At 65.2% G+C, this 11,791-nt stretch carries 16 protein-coding genes; 9 read left to right on the top strand and 7 right to left on the bottom strand.

Translation table 11 applies throughout. The features are described from left to right. The 3 genes from AKL29_RS28085 to AKL29_RS28075 form a co-directional block, all read left to right on the top strand. The coding region (locus AKL29_RS28085) for a flagellin (protein ID WP_050386498.1) at window positions 1-1,015 on the top strand (1,015 nt) is incomplete at its 5' end. A 207-nt stretch (window positions 1,016-1,222) separates the two neighbouring features. Continuing rightward, window positions 1,223-1,588, top strand: a complete 366-nt coding sequence (gene flaF / locus AKL29_RS28080) for a flagellar biosynthesis regulator FlaF (RefSeq protein WP_016846762.1) — start codon at window positions 1,223-1,225, stop codon at window positions 1,586-1,588. A gap of 28 nt (window positions 1,589-1,616) precedes the next feature. Beyond that, complete coding sequence (locus AKL29_RS28075) at window positions 1,617-1,982, top strand: hypothetical protein (RefSeq protein ID WP_016846761.1); 366 nt, start codon at window positions 1,617-1,619, stop codon at window positions 1,980-1,982. 118 nt (window positions 1,983-2,100) lie between these two features. Here AKL29_RS28075 and AKL29_RS28070 read toward each other — a convergent pair whose 3' ends face one another. The 4 genes from AKL29_RS28070 to AKL29_RS28055 form a co-directional block, all read right to left on the bottom strand. Beyond that, window positions 2,101-2,487 (bottom strand): hypothetical protein, encoded by a 387-nt coding sequence (locus AKL29_RS28070; RefSeq protein WP_050386497.1) that lies wholly within the window; start codon window positions 2,485-2,487, stop codon window positions 2,101-2,103. Between the two features lie 160 nt (window positions 2,488-2,647). Further along, window positions 2,648-3,151, bottom strand: a complete 504-nt coding sequence (locus tag AKL29_RS28065) for a hypothetical protein (RefSeq protein WP_050386401.1) — start codon at window positions 3,149-3,151, stop codon at window positions 2,648-2,650. Window positions 3,152-3,170: 19 nt separating this feature from the next. Beyond that, window positions 3,171-3,527, bottom strand: a complete 357-nt coding sequence (gene flgJ, locus AKL29_RS28060; protein WP_028337696.1) for a flagellar assembly peptidoglycan hydrolase FlgJ — start codon at window positions 3,525-3,527, stop codon at window positions 3,171-3,173. Further along, complete coding sequence (locus tag AKL29_RS28055; RefSeq protein ID WP_038385504.1) at window positions 3,527-4,651, bottom strand: flagellar basal body P-ring protein FlgI; 1,125 nt, start codon at window positions 4,649-4,651, stop codon at window positions 3,527-3,529. Before AKL29_RS28055 ends, flgJ begins: the two co-directional genes overlap by 1 nt. A 265-nt stretch (window positions 4,652-4,916) precedes the next feature. Between AKL29_RS28055 and AKL29_RS28050 the strand changes: the two genes are divergently transcribed. Then, window positions 4,917-5,330 (top strand): flagellar assembly protein FliX, encoded by a 414-nt coding sequence (locus tag AKL29_RS28050; protein ID WP_050386400.1) that lies wholly within the window; start codon window positions 4,917-4,919, stop codon window positions 5,328-5,330. A gap of 57 nt (window positions 5,331-5,387) precedes the next feature. On the opposite strand, the gene AKL29_RS28045 is transcribed toward AKL29_RS28050, so the two are convergent. Continuing rightward, window positions 5,388-5,774 carry a winged helix-turn-helix transcriptional regulator gene (locus AKL29_RS28045; RefSeq protein WP_028337693.1) on the bottom strand — a complete coding sequence of 129 codons (387 nt, stop codon included), beginning with the start codon at window positions 5,772-5,774 and terminating at the stop codon, window positions 5,388-5,390. Between the two features lie 104 nt (window positions 5,775-5,878). On the opposite strand from AKL29_RS28045, the gene AKL29_RS28040 reads away from it, so the two are divergent. The 3 genes from AKL29_RS28040 (at window position 5,879) to AKL29_RS28030 (ending at window position 8,113) form a co-directional block, all read left to right on the top strand. Further along, a complete protein-coding gene (locus tag AKL29_RS28040) occupies window positions 5,879-6,490 on the top strand; it encodes an NAD(P)-dependent oxidoreductase (protein WP_050386399.1) in 612 nt (203 codons plus the stop codon). A gap of 211 nt (window positions 6,491-6,701) precedes the next feature. Beyond that, window positions 6,702-7,067, top strand: coding sequence for an RNA polymerase-binding protein DksA (gene dksA / locus AKL29_RS28035; RefSeq protein ID WP_170991616.1), 366 nt, complete (start codon window positions 6,702-6,704; stop codon window positions 7,065-7,067). A gap of 239 nt (window positions 7,068-7,306) precedes the next feature. Beyond that, window positions 7,307-8,113: a phytanoyl-CoA dioxygenase family protein gene (locus tag AKL29_RS28030; RefSeq protein WP_050386398.1), complete on the top strand. Its 807-nt coding sequence runs from the start codon at window positions 7,307-7,309 to the stop codon at window positions 8,111-8,113. Between the two features lie 108 nt (window positions 8,114-8,221). Here the strand turns inward: AKL29_RS28030 and AKL29_RS28025 are convergent, their stop codons facing one another. Continuing rightward, on the bottom strand, window positions 8,222-8,650 hold the full coding sequence (locus AKL29_RS28025; protein WP_152977807.1) for a winged helix-turn-helix transcriptional regulator: 429 nt from the start codon (window positions 8,648-8,650) through the stop codon (window positions 8,222-8,224). A gap of 98 nt (window positions 8,651-8,748) precedes the next feature. Between AKL29_RS28025 and AKL29_RS28020 the strand changes: the two genes are divergently transcribed. Together AKL29_RS28020 and AKL29_RS28015 are read left to right on the top strand one after the other, a co-directional pair. Beyond that, window positions 8,749-9,777, top strand: a complete 1,029-nt coding sequence (locus AKL29_RS28020) for an SDR family oxidoreductase (protein WP_050386397.1) — start codon at window positions 8,749-8,751, stop codon at window positions 9,775-9,777. A 108-nt stretch (window positions 9,778-9,885) separates the two neighbouring features. Next, window positions 9,886-10,671, top strand: coding sequence for a 2-keto-4-pentenoate hydratase (locus AKL29_RS28015; protein WP_050386396.1), 786 nt, complete (start codon window positions 9,886-9,888; stop codon window positions 10,669-10,671). A 172-nt stretch (window positions 10,672-10,843) separates the two neighbouring features. Here the strand turns inward: AKL29_RS28015 and AKL29_RS28010 are convergent, their stop codons facing one another. After that, window positions 10,844-11,608: a carbonic anhydrase gene (locus AKL29_RS28010; protein WP_152977806.1), complete on the bottom strand. Its 765-nt coding sequence runs from the start codon at window positions 11,606-11,608 to the stop codon at window positions 10,844-10,846. Between the last annotated feature and the right edge of the window lie 183 nt (window positions 11,609-11,791).

Raw genomic sequence — 11,791 nt, 5'->3', positions numbered from 1 at the left:
GCTCGACAACCGCGCCAGCGACATCAACAATCTGCTCGACGGCATCGGCAACGGTGTGCAGGTGCTGCAGGCCGCCAACACCGGCATCACCTCGCTGCAGAAACTGGTCGATACCGCGAAGTCGATCGCCAACCAGGTGCTGCAGAGCCCGACCGGCTACACCACCAGGTCGCAGGTCACCTCCACCGCGGCGCTCGGCGGCACGTCTGCCAACCTCGTCGACGGCACCACGATCAAGAGCGGCGACGTGCTGGCGATCGCGGCTTCGGCCGGCCAACCCGCCTTCAGCTTCACCTTCGGGGCCAGCACGTCGCTGGCGCAGCTGAACACGTCGCTGGCGGCCAGCAACCTGACGGCGAGCCTCGACAGCTCCAACAAGCTCGTCATCACCACGACCAATGACGCGGCGTCCTCGACGATCGGTGCGGTGACCTTCACCAACACCGGCGGCGGCACCGCGACGTTCAGCGCGGCCGGCACGGCCCCGGTCGCCGACCAGGCCTCGCAGTCGGCGCGCGCCGCTCTGGTGACGCAGTACAACAACACCATCGCGCAGATCACGACCACAGCGCAGGACGCCTCGTTCAACGGCATCAACCTGTTGAACGGCGACAGCCTGAAGCTGACTTTCAACGAGACCGGCAAGTCGACGCTCAGCATCACCGGCGTCACCTTCAATGCCAGCGGCCTCGGTCTGAAGGCGCTGACCGCCGGCACCGACTTCCTCGACAACAACTCGGCGAACAGCGTCATCTCGTCGCTGAGCTCGGCGAGCTCCGCGTTGCGCAGCGAAGCCTCGACGCTCGGTTCGAACCTGTCGATCGTGCAGATCCGCCAGGACTTCTCGAAGAATCTGATCAACGTGCTGCAGACCGGCTCGTCCAACCTGACGCTGGCCGACACCAACGAGGAAGCGGCCAACAGCCAGGCGCTGTCGACCCGCCAGTCGATCGCGGTCTCCGCGCTGGCGCTGGCCAACCAGTCGCAGCAGAGCGTGCTGCAGCTGCTCCGCTAAGCGCGCCGGCAAGTGCTTCGAGAACGGCGGGGGAAACCCCGCCGTTTTCTTTTGTCTCCGGGATATTACGGTGTCTGTCCATGCCGTCAGAACGACGCATTTCGTAACGGCTGCTAACCATATTTAAAGGCGCCGGATGCATAAATATCGGGCGCTAGAATTGCGTCTTCGCGGCTCGAGAAATCCGCATCCCATCGAGGTCATTGAATGTCGAATGCAGCCCAGGCCTACGCTCGTACCTCCACGACGACGGCTTCCCCACGTGAAATCGAAGCGCAGGCGCTGTTGAAGGCCGCGCGGCAGCTGCAGGAAGTCCAGACGAACTGGAACGGTCCCGACAAGGCGCTCGATCACGCGTTGCTGTTCAACCGCCGGCTGTGGTCGATCTTTCTGAGCGCCGCGCAGGGCGACGACAATCCGCAGCCGCTCGAGATTCGCCAGAACATCGCCAATATCGGCGTGTTCGTGATGAAGCAGACTGTCGATATCCAGATGAATCCGGATCCGGCGAAACTGAAGTCGCTGATCGATATCAACTGCAATATCGCCGCCGGCCTTTCGGGCCGCGGCTGATCGATCGATTCCTGACGGAGCCCTCGGCATGGCCGACGTGTTGAGCATCCTGTCGGCCAACTACAAGGCCGCCGGCCTGACGGTCCCGTCGAAGACGCCCTATGTGGCTGTCGATCCGAACCTCTATGAGGGAAGCTGGAGCGGCAAGTATGCCAACAACAAGTCGTTCAACATCTCGGTGTCGAACGTCGATGGCTTCCGCGCCAAGGTCCACTACCAGAGCGACGGCACCAGCAAGTATCAGGACGTGCTGATCAAGGATGGCGGGTTCCGGATCGGCGATACCAAGTTCGCGCTGGTGCAGCAGGGGACGGCGTTGATCGCCAATGTCGTCACCGATCCCGCCACCGGGGCGACCTATCTCGACAAGGCCTATGCCACGCAGAAGACCTGAGCGGTCGTTGCTCCGCGCTAGAGCGCGATGAGATTAGGTTGAATCGTCATCGCGCTTTGGCCTTTTGTTTGAGCATGATCTTTTCGGAAAACCGCTTCGCACTTTTCCGGATCATGCTTTAGGCGCGGCGATCGGTGGCGCGCACCCGCGTCGGCGCGTCCTTGCTGAGATCGAGCGCGTGGAAATAGGCGCGGCGGCGCAATACGGCTTCTTCCGGAAACTGCCTCACCACCAAATTCGTGCGATTATCGACCACCTGATAGACCACGGCGCGCGCGGCGCGGTCGATGATGACCTGGTCGCTGACCGACGGAGCCTGATTTGAAATCGATGCGTTGACGGCGTTGGGATCGATGGTGACGCGCACGCTCGGCTCCGGAGCGGTGACGCTCTGGCTCGCCGGCAGTTCAGTCTTCACCGCCTTCTGCGCCGTATCGCTCGTGGGAGAGACCATCGGCGCCGCGACCGGTGCCCCCACCGGCTTGATGTTGAAATCTGTACTCATGGCAGCCTCGTAGTGCACAGGCACTAGTTCGCTTGAGTCAAATCCCAACCCCTCACGATCCGCAACTCTACGGGGAACCTCTCAATAGGCTGTTAGAAAACACGCTGAATGCCGCGCTGCCGGGGCGGCGTCGAATTGAGCTAAATTGTAAGCGTAGGCGTCAGAGCGTGCGGCTGATCGCGATCGGCGTCATGTTGCGCGGGCCCGGCGCGGCGCGCTGTCCGCTTGCGGTATAGGTGTTCGGAATGTTGCGGCGCTGCACCTCGGCATTGACGCCGCGCACGATCCCCTCGGAGACGGCATGCGCCGTTGCAAGCACGGTCAAATTCACCTGCAGCATGGCGCGGAACGTCTCGTGATGACGGCGCAGTGTCGCGAGCAGCTCGGGATCGGTCTGCGACAGCATCTTCTGCATCGATTTCAGATGCTCCACCGCGAGCATGTAGCGCCGCGACAGCTCGGACTTCTGCGGCTCGAGCCGCATGCCTTCGCGGATATTGCCGGCGCGGACGAACTCGGTCTCCTGCTCGATGACGGCAAGCAGGCCGCTCATCACTTCGGTCAGCTCGTTGGCGAGACGCGCGACGTCCGGCGGCGTCGACGTCGCCGACCGCGCGGCGGAGGCGGATGCTACTGGCCGCGGCTGCTGTGGACGCTGGTTCATCGCGCTGCTCCTTGAAACCCTAGCTCTTGTTCGCCTGCTGCAGGATCAGCGAGCGGAACACTTCGTTGGAAATGCCGACGCCGCCGGCCTTGGCGAAATTCTTCGAGTATTCGTCGGTCAGCATCGACCGCCATGCGCCGGTGCCGACGGTGTCGCCGTACGGGCCGTCGCCCTTCAGGCCGGTCGTCATCTGCGAGAACATCGAATTCAGGAACATCGATTCGAAATCGGTCGCGGTCGCCTTCGCCTTGGCGGCCTGCTGCGGCGTCACCTTCTTCAGCGCGTCCTGCAGCACGGGATCGGGGCGGCCGTTGAACATCGGCATCAACGCCTTGTTCGGCATGCTGCCGGTGGTGCTGTTGATCAGGCTCGCCATCACATCACCTCGATGTCGGCTTCGATCGCGCCGGCGGCCTTGATCGCCTGCAGGATGCTGATGAGGTCGCGCGGTCCGATGCCGAGGCCGTTGAGGCCGTCGACCAGTTGCTGCAGCGAGACGCCGTCCTTGACCACGGCGAACTTCTTGCCGTCCTCGCTGACGCCGACGCTGGTGCGCGGCGTCACGACAGTCCGGCCGCGCGACAGCGGATTGGGCTGGCTGACCTGCGGACTCTCGGAGATCGATACCGTGAGATTTCCCTGCGCGACGGCGACGGTGGCGACGCGAACGTCGCGGCCCATCACGATGATGCCGGAACGCTCGTCGATCACGATCTTCGCCACGAGATCGGGATCGACCTGCAGCTGCTCGATCTCGGTCAGGAAGGCGACGACGTTGCCCTTGAACTCCGTCGGGATCGCAAGCTGCACCGTGGAGGGATCGATCGGCTCGGCGGTCTTGACGCCGAGATAGTCGTTGACTGCGGCGGCGATCCGCTTGGCGGTGGTGAAGTCGGCGTTGCGCAGCGCGAGGCGCACATTGGGCAGGCGGTTGAGCGCGAACTCGATCTCGCGCTCGATGATGGCGCCGTTGGCGATCCGGCCGACGGTCGGCACGCCGCGCACGACGCTGGCGGCGGCACCCTCGGCCGCGAAGCCGGCGACCGCCACCGATCCCTGCGCCACCGCATAGACATTGCCGTCGGCGCCGAGCAGGGGGGTGACGAGCAGGGTGCCACCCTGCAGGTTCTTGGCATCGCCGAGCGCCGAGACGGTGACGTCCATGCGCGTGCCCTGGGTGCCGAACGCCGGCAGATTGCCGGTCACCATCACGGCGGCGACGTTGCCGGTGCGGATGGTGGCGCCGCGGATGTTGACACCCATGCGTTCGAGCATCGCTTGCAGCGATTGCTTGGTGAAGGGGATGTTGTTGAGCGTATCGCCGGTGCCGTTGAGGCCAACCACGAGGCCGTAGCCGATCAGCTGGTTCTGGCGCACGCCCTCGATATTGGCGAGATCCTTGATCCGCGACGTCGCGGCCGCGGGCATGACGGAGGCCGCCAGCGCCAGCAGCGCGGCGCAAGCCACTCCGAACAGATTTGCGATGCGGATGCCGGGCATCCCGATGCTCCCCTCGAACTGAACTCGCGGATCACACGACACTCCCATGACGGCGATCCGCCATTAACCATGCGAGCTGCGTGCCACTCCGCCTCGCTTGGGCAATGCGTTGATATATTTATCGAAATTGTCGGGTCGTCGTTTTGCTCCGGTTCGCCAGGGAGCGCGAAACTGCCGCGCGGCGGCAGAAATTGCCGGGTCGTTTACGCGCCGTTAACCATAAAACAGCGATGCTCGGCCCATTCAGGCCTGCGGGATCACGACGATGCGCATCTACGGACCGAACGGCACCACGCTTGGCACGTCCACCAGCTCCACGCGGCGCACCTCGTCGAGCGGCTTCTCGCTGCCGGATGCGACGACCGCGCAGGAGGAGGTGCGCTCTACCGCGGCGCCGAAGGCCGCCGCCAGCCTCGATGCGCTGCTCGCGCTGCAGGGCGTCGAAGACCCGACCGAGCGCCGCAAGCGGTCGGTGGCCCGCGGCAAGGGCGCGCTCGACGTGCTCGATGCGCTCAAGCTCGGCCTGCTGTCCGGCAATTTCGATTCCTCGACAGTGAACCGGCTGCGTGACGCCGCGGCGAGCCTGAAGGAATCCTCCGGCGACCCCGGCCTCGATGCCGTGCTCGGCGAGATCCAACTGCGCGTCGAGGTCGAGCTCGCCAAGGCCGGGCGATACTAGGCTCCTCTCGATCAACTCACCTGTCCTACGCCGCCGGTGCCTTCGGGCCGCAGTGCCTCAGGCCGCCAGCGCCTTGCGCTGCGCGTCGTAGCGGCGCTGCGCGGCCAGCACGTCCTTCAGATTCCGTTCGGCCCAGTCGCGCAGCGGATCGACGGCTTCGGCGAGCGTCGATCCGAGCGGCGTGATTGAATACTCCACCGTCACCGGCACCGTTGCGATCGCCCGGCGGCGCAGCAGCCCGTCGCGCTCCAGGCTTTTCAGCACCTGCGACAGCATCTTCTGCGAGATGCCTTCGATCGCGCGTCGAAGCTGGTTGAAGCGCATCGGCTCGCTGCGCAGCAGCAGCAGGATCAGCACCGCCCATTTGTCGCCGACCCGGTCGAGGATCTGGCGCGTCGGGCAATTGGCGGCATAGGCGTCCGGCTTGAGGCTCGTGGCTTTCATCGCGGTTACTCCGGCGTGATCAGGTGAGGCGAGAGTGCCTTCTTCACACCTACATCCTTTTCGCTATCTAGTCACCATTGGAAACTATCAATCGGAGACTTGAGATGAAGATCGCCATCGCCGGCGCGTCCGGCCAGGCCGGCTCGCGCATCGCCGCGGAACTCGCCCGCCGCGGCCACGCCGTCACTGCCATCGCCCGCAACCCGGAGAAGATCGCCAGCCTGCCCAATGTCACTGCCCGCAAGGGTGACGCGAACGACCAGGCCGCCCTGGCCGCGCTGTGGGCCGGCCACGATGCCGCGATCAGTTCGATCCATTTCCTGGTCAGCGACCCCGCCAAGCTGATCGGGGCTGCCAAGGCATCCGGGGTCGGCCGCTATCTCGTGGTCGGCGGCGCCGGCAGCCTTGAGGTGGCGCCGGGCGTCCGCCTGGTGACCACCCCCAATTTTCCGCCCCAATACAAGGCCGAGGCCTCCAAGGGGGCTGAATTCCTCGACCTGCTGCGCCAGGAAAAGGACCTGAACTGGACCTTTTTGTCGCCCTCGGCACTGTTCGTGGTGGGCGAGCGGACCGGCAAGTTCCGCCTAGGAACCGACCAGCTCCTGACCGCCGCCGACGGCAAAAGCTCGATCTCGTTCGAGGATTTCGCAGTTGCACTCGCCGACGAAATCGAGCGTCCGGCCTATATCCGCCGGCGTTTCACGGTCGGCTATTGAGGGGGGCAGGGCCGTCCCCGGGCAGGGCGGATAAGTTTGCCTGTGCAAGGCCTTGGGGGCGGCCCGCCTTTCGCGGTGGCAGATATTGTCTGTCACATGACGTGGCTATATAAGGCGCCGCGCGGAGGGGTTGTGTTCCCTCCGCCTGACAGGGACATGGCTGCCTTTGGAAAAGCTGAAGAACTACCGGCCGACTGAAAAAGAGCCTTTCATGAATGAGCGGCAGCGCGACTATTTCCGCGCCAAGCTGCTGGCCTGGAAGGATGAGATCCTCCGCGAATCGAAGGTCACGTTGCAGACGTTGCAGGAAGAGAACGTCAATCATCCCGACCTCGCGGACCGAGCGTCCTCGGAAACCGACCGCGCGATCGAACTTCGTGCCCGCGACCGTCAGCGCAAGCTGATCTCCAAGATCGACGCGGCGCTCCAGCGCATCGAAGACAACACCTACGGATATTGCGAAGAGACCGGTGAACCGATCTCGCTGAAGCGGCTCGAAGCCCGCCCGATCGCAACGCTGTCGGTGGAGGCGCAGGAACGCCACGAGAAGCGCGAGAAGGTCTATCGCGACGAATAGTGGCGACGGATCGCCACGGATTGGCTACCGGCGCGTACCGGTTGTACGTTCGCGCCGCCATGATGACACGCACTCTCAACATCGCTTCGGTGTTTTTCCTGGGCTGATCCCGCTTCCTCCTGGAGGCGCTGAGCGGCCCCGCGAGCTTTCGCTCCTGGGATTCCAGTGAAACCGAATGAGCCGGTCAGGTTCCGCGCATCGCGGAGCATCGATGGCTGGCGACAGTTTGAGAGACAATCATGACCCATCGAAACGAGGCGCCTGCGCTTGACGGCGCGCAGATCGAGCAATTCATCCAACAGGGCTTTGTCAGGATCGACAGCGCCTTTCCCCGGGAACTCGCCGACCGGGGACGCGCCATCATGTGGCGTGACCTGCCATGCAGCGAGCACGATCCCTTGACTTGGACCCAACCCGTGATCCGGCTGCCGGGGTACGGCGGTACGCCGTTTCGCGAAGCGATCAACGCGCCGCTGCTGCACCGGGCGTTCGACCAGATCGCCGGTCCCGGCCGCTGGCGCCCGCGCGACAACATCGGAACCTTTCCGGTGCGCTTCCCGCATCCGGACGATCCCGGCGATGCCGGCTGGCATATCGACGTCAGCTTCCCCGGCGAGGATTGCGACCCGAACGAGCGCAGCGACTTCTCCGCCTGGCGGGCCAATGTCGTCTCTCGTGGCCGGGCGCTGTTGCTGCTGTTCCTGTTCTCCGACGTCGGCGAGGACGACGCGCCGACCCGGATCAGGGTCGGCTCGCATTGGCCGATGGCCCGCTACCTCGCGCCCGCGGGCGAGGCCGGGCGCGCACGGATGGTGCTCGACGATGTCGGCGCCGACTGCGAGGTCGCGCTCGCGACGGGCGAGGCCGGCACGGTCTATCTGTGCCATCCGTTGCTGGTGCATGCCGCGCAGAAGCATCGGGGCACGACGCCGCGCTTCATGGCCCAGCCGTCGCTCGCTGCCGGCGAACCGTACCGGCTGGAACGCGCGGACGGTGCGTATTCGCCGGTCGAGATCGCGATCCGAAAGGCGCTCGGCATGGGGTGAGGCGCGATGTGCGTGCTCAAGCCTGGCCACGCATTCGCTGCACCTCCCCCGCAAGCGGGAGAGGGAATGTCGTTCCTATGCCGAAACGGTTTAAGGCGAGGCGATATTTCAGGCCAACCCGGCTCCGAGTATCGCCTCGCTTGCCTCCGCCTGACGGCGCGGGCCGAACGTCTTCGACCATGCCAGCAATTCGCGGAAAGCCGGCGTCAGGCTCCAGGCCGAATCCGTCAGCTCGTATTCGACCTGCAGCGGCTTCTCGGCGAGCACCTTGCGCGCCACCAGGCCGTCGCGCTCGAGCTCGCGCAGCTGCGCGGTCAGCATGTGCTGGGTGATCGGCGCGAGCGCGCGGCGCAGCGCGCCGAACCGCACGCCGCCATTCATCAGCGTGAACAGGATCTCGAGCTTCCATTTTCCCCCGAGCGCGTGGATCGCGTGCTTGAATTCGATCAGCACATTGGGGTCGGTGGGGCAGCTCTCGCATTCACCGCCGTCACACATATCGCTGGTATTGTTTTCCATACCGGTCTCGAATTTCATCCTACTTGTCCAAGGTCAGATAGTGACCAGATGCGGCCTGTGCAGGGCGGGCAGTGCAATGTTGGGCCCATCCGCCGAACCATGAAAAGGGCAGCGACATGAGCACGGTTTTGGTCACGGGCGGATCGGGATTCATCGGCGTGCATACCATCCTGCAGCTGCTCGCGGACGGGCATGCGGTGCGAACGACGGTGCGCAATCCGGGTCGCAGCAACGACGTGATCGCGATGCTGCGCCAGGGCGGTGCGTCGGCGCCCGACCAGGTCGGCTTCGTCATCGCCGACCTGCTGCGCGACGACGGTTGGCGCGAGGCGGCCGCCGGGTGCGACTACGTGCTGCATGTCGCATCGCCGCTCGGCGCCCATGTGCCCGAGGACGAGAACGAGCTGATCGTGCCGGCGCGGGAAGGCACGCTGCGGGTGTTGCGCGCCGCGCGTGACGCAGGCGTCAGGCGCGTCGTCGTGACGTCGTCGTTCGCGGCAATCGGTTACGGCCATCCGCCGCAGGCGGCGCCGTTCAACGAGACGGTGTGGTCCAATCTCGATGGCGAGGGCGTGCAGGCCTATACGAAATCCAAGACGCTTGCCGAGCGCGCCGCCTGGGATTTCGTCGCGCGCGAAGGCAATGGCCTCGAGCTTGCCGTGGTCAACCCCACCGCGGTGTTCGGCCCGGCGCTCGGTGCCGATTTCTCCGAGTCGATCGGCATCATCAAGGCGCTGCTCGACGGCGCGATGCCGGCGGTGCCGCGGATCCATTTCGGCCTCGTCGACGTCCGCGATGTCGCCGACCTGCATCTGCGCGCCATGACGTCGCCCGAGGCGAGCGGTGAGCGCTTCCTGGCGGTCGCCGGCGAGACCATGTCGATCCTCGCGATCGCCCGGGTGCTGCGCGCAAAACTCGGCAGCAAGGCGCGGCGCGTGCCGCGGTTCCAGGCGCCGGACTGGATGATGCGGCTCGCCGCACGGCGCAACCCGATGGCCCGTGCCGCGCTGCCGCTGCTCGGCAAGGTGCGCCGCTCGACCAGCGCCAAGGCGCAACACCTGCTCGGCTGGCGCCCGCGCGGCAATGAGGAGATGATCGTCGCGACCGCGGAGAGCCTGATCCGGCTCGGTCTCGTCAAGGGCTGACGGCAGCTCCCGTCCAGCGTGCTTGCCAGACGCGTCGGCGAGTGCTGAATTGCAGCGAGCAGACGGAGGCGCCACCGCGCCGCCGAGAACATCAGGGAGGCTGCGCAGATGGATCGGGTCCTCGCGGCCGCAAAGGCGATCGCCAGCGCGCGTCGCAGCCGCGCGCCGCTCAAGGCGCTTCCGAAGGACGTCGCGCCGCGCGACGAGGCCGAAGGCTATCAGGTGCAGTATGCGCTGCACGATCTGATGCAGCCACACGTGGGCAGCCTCGTCGGCTACAAGATCGGCTGCACCAGCGCGGTGATGCAGGAATATATCAACATCCCGCACCCCTGCGGCGGTGGCGTCTTCGAGAAAGTCGTGCATGAAAGCGGCGTGCGGCTGCCGGCGGCCGAGTTCGTCCATGTCGGCGTCGAGTGCGAGATCGCGGTGCGGCTCGCCCGCGATCTCGCTCCCAGCGAGGCGCCGTTCACCGCCGAATGGGTCGCGGAAGCGATCGATGATTACTTCCCCGCGATCGAGATCGTCGACGACCGCTATGTCAAATGGGAGACGCTGGGCGCGCCGACGCTGATTGCCGACGACTTCTTCGCCGCCGGCTGCGTGCTCGGGGAGGCGGTGCCGCGCATCACCGTGCCTGATCTGCGCGCGGTCGCGGGACGCGCGATCGTCAACGGCGAGGAAGAGGGCCGCGGCACCGGCGCCGACGTGCTCGGGCACCCCCACAACGCGCTCGCCTGGCTCGCCAATCATCTCGCCACTGAGGGCCGTGGCCTGCATGCCGGCCAGATCGTGCTGACCGGGAGCCTGGTCAAGACGGTGTGGCTGAAGGCGGGCGATACGGTCGTGATGGAGCTCGACGGCCTCGGCAAGGTGGAAGCGACCTTTACGTGAGGTGACGTTGTGCGAGCCTGCCTCCACATAAAGATGTCGTCCCTGCGAAAGCAGGGACCCATACCCCGCGGCGGCCGTCGTGAACCGTGCTCGTCGTTCCGGCGCCGTGCAACAATTAGCATTCGTGGTTATGGGTCCCTGCTTTCGCAGGGACGACACCGAGTTGCGACGTTCACCTGACTTTCATATCGCCGGCCGTCTTGGCGTCGGTGACCAGTTCGACCTTGCCATCGGTCAGCCGGTAGACCGCGCCGACCACCCTGAGCTTGCCCTGATCGACCGCGGCGCTGAGGATCGGCGTCGCCGATTTCAGCTTCGCGACGTTGTCGATGACATTCTGCCTGATGGCGTTGGCGAGGCGGTCGCCTGACTTGCCCTCGGTCGCCTTCACCGCCGGTGCGATCGCATTGACCAGCGAGGGCAGATGGCCGGGCAGGGTGGTGTTGTCCTTCAGCGACTTGATGGCGGCGTCGACTGCCCCGCAGCTGTCGTGGCCGAGCACCATGAACAGCGGCACGTTCAGCACGACCGATGCATATTCCAGGCTCGCGATGGTCTCGTCGCTGGCGAAATTGCCGGCGACGCGGCAGACGAACAGATCGCCGCGGCCGGTGTCGAAGGCGTATTCCGGTGCGATCCGGGAGTCCGCGCAACTCAGGATACCGGCGAACGGATTCTGTCCGCCGGCCAGCGCCTCGCGCTCGTGCTTGAAATCATGCCGCCGCGAGACGCCTTCGACATAGCGCAGATTGCCCTTCACCAGCCGCTCCAGCGCCGCGTCCGGCGCCAGCACATTCTGCGGCTTCGGTGGCGATTTGGTCTCCTTGGCGGAAACCGGCGGTGCAAGGGCGAGGCCGGCTGCGGTGCAAGCCGCGGCAGCGAGGAAGCGGCGCCGGGAGGTCTGGGTGGGAGCTGTGATTTCGCAAAGCTGGCACATCAAAAATCTCCGTAAAATTATCCGAGAATAGCAATCGCGTCCGTGCAAAGGTTGTAGATCATGCGCAGTGCCACCGCAACGACACGGTTTCATGCGCTCGGATGTTGGAGGCGGGACTCGTCGTTGCAATAGTGCATGACAATTCGCATCGGCGGTTATGGGTCCCTGTGTCTTGGAAGTCTG

This window comes from Bradyrhizobium pachyrhizi (assembly GCF_001189245.1).
Taxonomy (GTDB): Bacteria; Pseudomonadota; Alphaproteobacteria; order Rhizobiales; family Xanthobacteraceae; genus Bradyrhizobium; species Bradyrhizobium pachyrhizi.
This window is presented reverse-complemented; position numbering and strand designations above follow the sequence as displayed.

Excerpts from the sequence above, each read along its gene's own strand:
- AKL29_RS28040 (WP_050386399.1), top strand. The coding sequence starts at position 5,879 with ATGAAGATCGCCATCGCCGGCGCGTCCGGCCAGGCCGGCTCGCGCATC.
- flaF (WP_016846762.1), top strand. The coding sequence starts at position 1,223 with ATGTCGAATGCAGCCCAGGCCTACGCTCGTACCTCCACGACGACGGCT.
- flgJ (WP_028337696.1), bottom strand. The coding sequence starts at position 3,527 with ATGGCGAGCCTGATCAACAGCACCACCGGCAGCATGCCGAACAAGGCG.
- AKL29_RS28055 (WP_038385504.1), bottom strand. The coding sequence starts at position 4,651 with ATGCCCGGCATCCGCATCGCAAATCTGTTCGGAGTGGCTTGCGCCGCG.
- AKL29_RS28050 (WP_050386400.1), top strand. The coding sequence starts at position 4,917 with ATGCGCATCTACGGACCGAACGGCACCACGCTTGGCACGTCCACCAGC.
- AKL29_RS28025 (WP_152977807.1), bottom strand. The coding sequence starts at position 8,650 with ATGAAATTCGAGACCGGTATGGAAAACAATACCAGCGATATGTGTGAC.
- AKL29_RS28020 (WP_050386397.1), top strand. The coding sequence starts at position 8,749 with ATGAGCACGGTTTTGGTCACGGGCGGATCGGGATTCATCGGCGTGCAT.
- AKL29_RS28010 (WP_152977806.1), bottom strand. The coding sequence starts at position 11,608 with ATGTGCCAGCTTTGCGAAATCACAGCTCCCACCCAGACCTCCCGGCGC.
- dksA (WP_170991616.1), top strand. The coding sequence starts at position 6,702 with ATGAATGAGCGGCAGCGCGACTATTTCCGCGCCAAGCTGCTGGCCTGG.
- AKL29_RS28065 (WP_050386401.1), bottom strand. The coding sequence starts at position 3,151 with ATGAACCAGCGTCCACAGCAGCCGCGGCCAGTAGCATCCGCCTCCGCC.
- AKL29_RS28045 (WP_028337693.1), bottom strand. The coding sequence starts at position 5,774 with ATGAAAGCCACGAGCCTCAAGCCGGACGCCTATGCCGCCAATTGCCCG.
- AKL29_RS28075 (WP_016846761.1), top strand. The coding sequence starts at position 1,617 with ATGGCCGACGTGTTGAGCATCCTGTCGGCCAACTACAAGGCCGCCGGC.
- AKL29_RS28015 (WP_050386396.1), top strand. The coding sequence starts at position 9,886 with ATGGATCGGGTCCTCGCGGCCGCAAAGGCGATCGCCAGCGCGCGTCGC.
- AKL29_RS28070 (WP_050386497.1), bottom strand. The coding sequence starts at position 2,487 with ATGAGTACAGATTTCAACATCAAGCCGGTGGGGGCACCGGTCGCGGCG.
- AKL29_RS28030 (WP_050386398.1), top strand. The coding sequence starts at position 7,307 with ATGACCCATCGAAACGAGGCGCCTGCGCTTGACGGCGCGCAGATCGAG.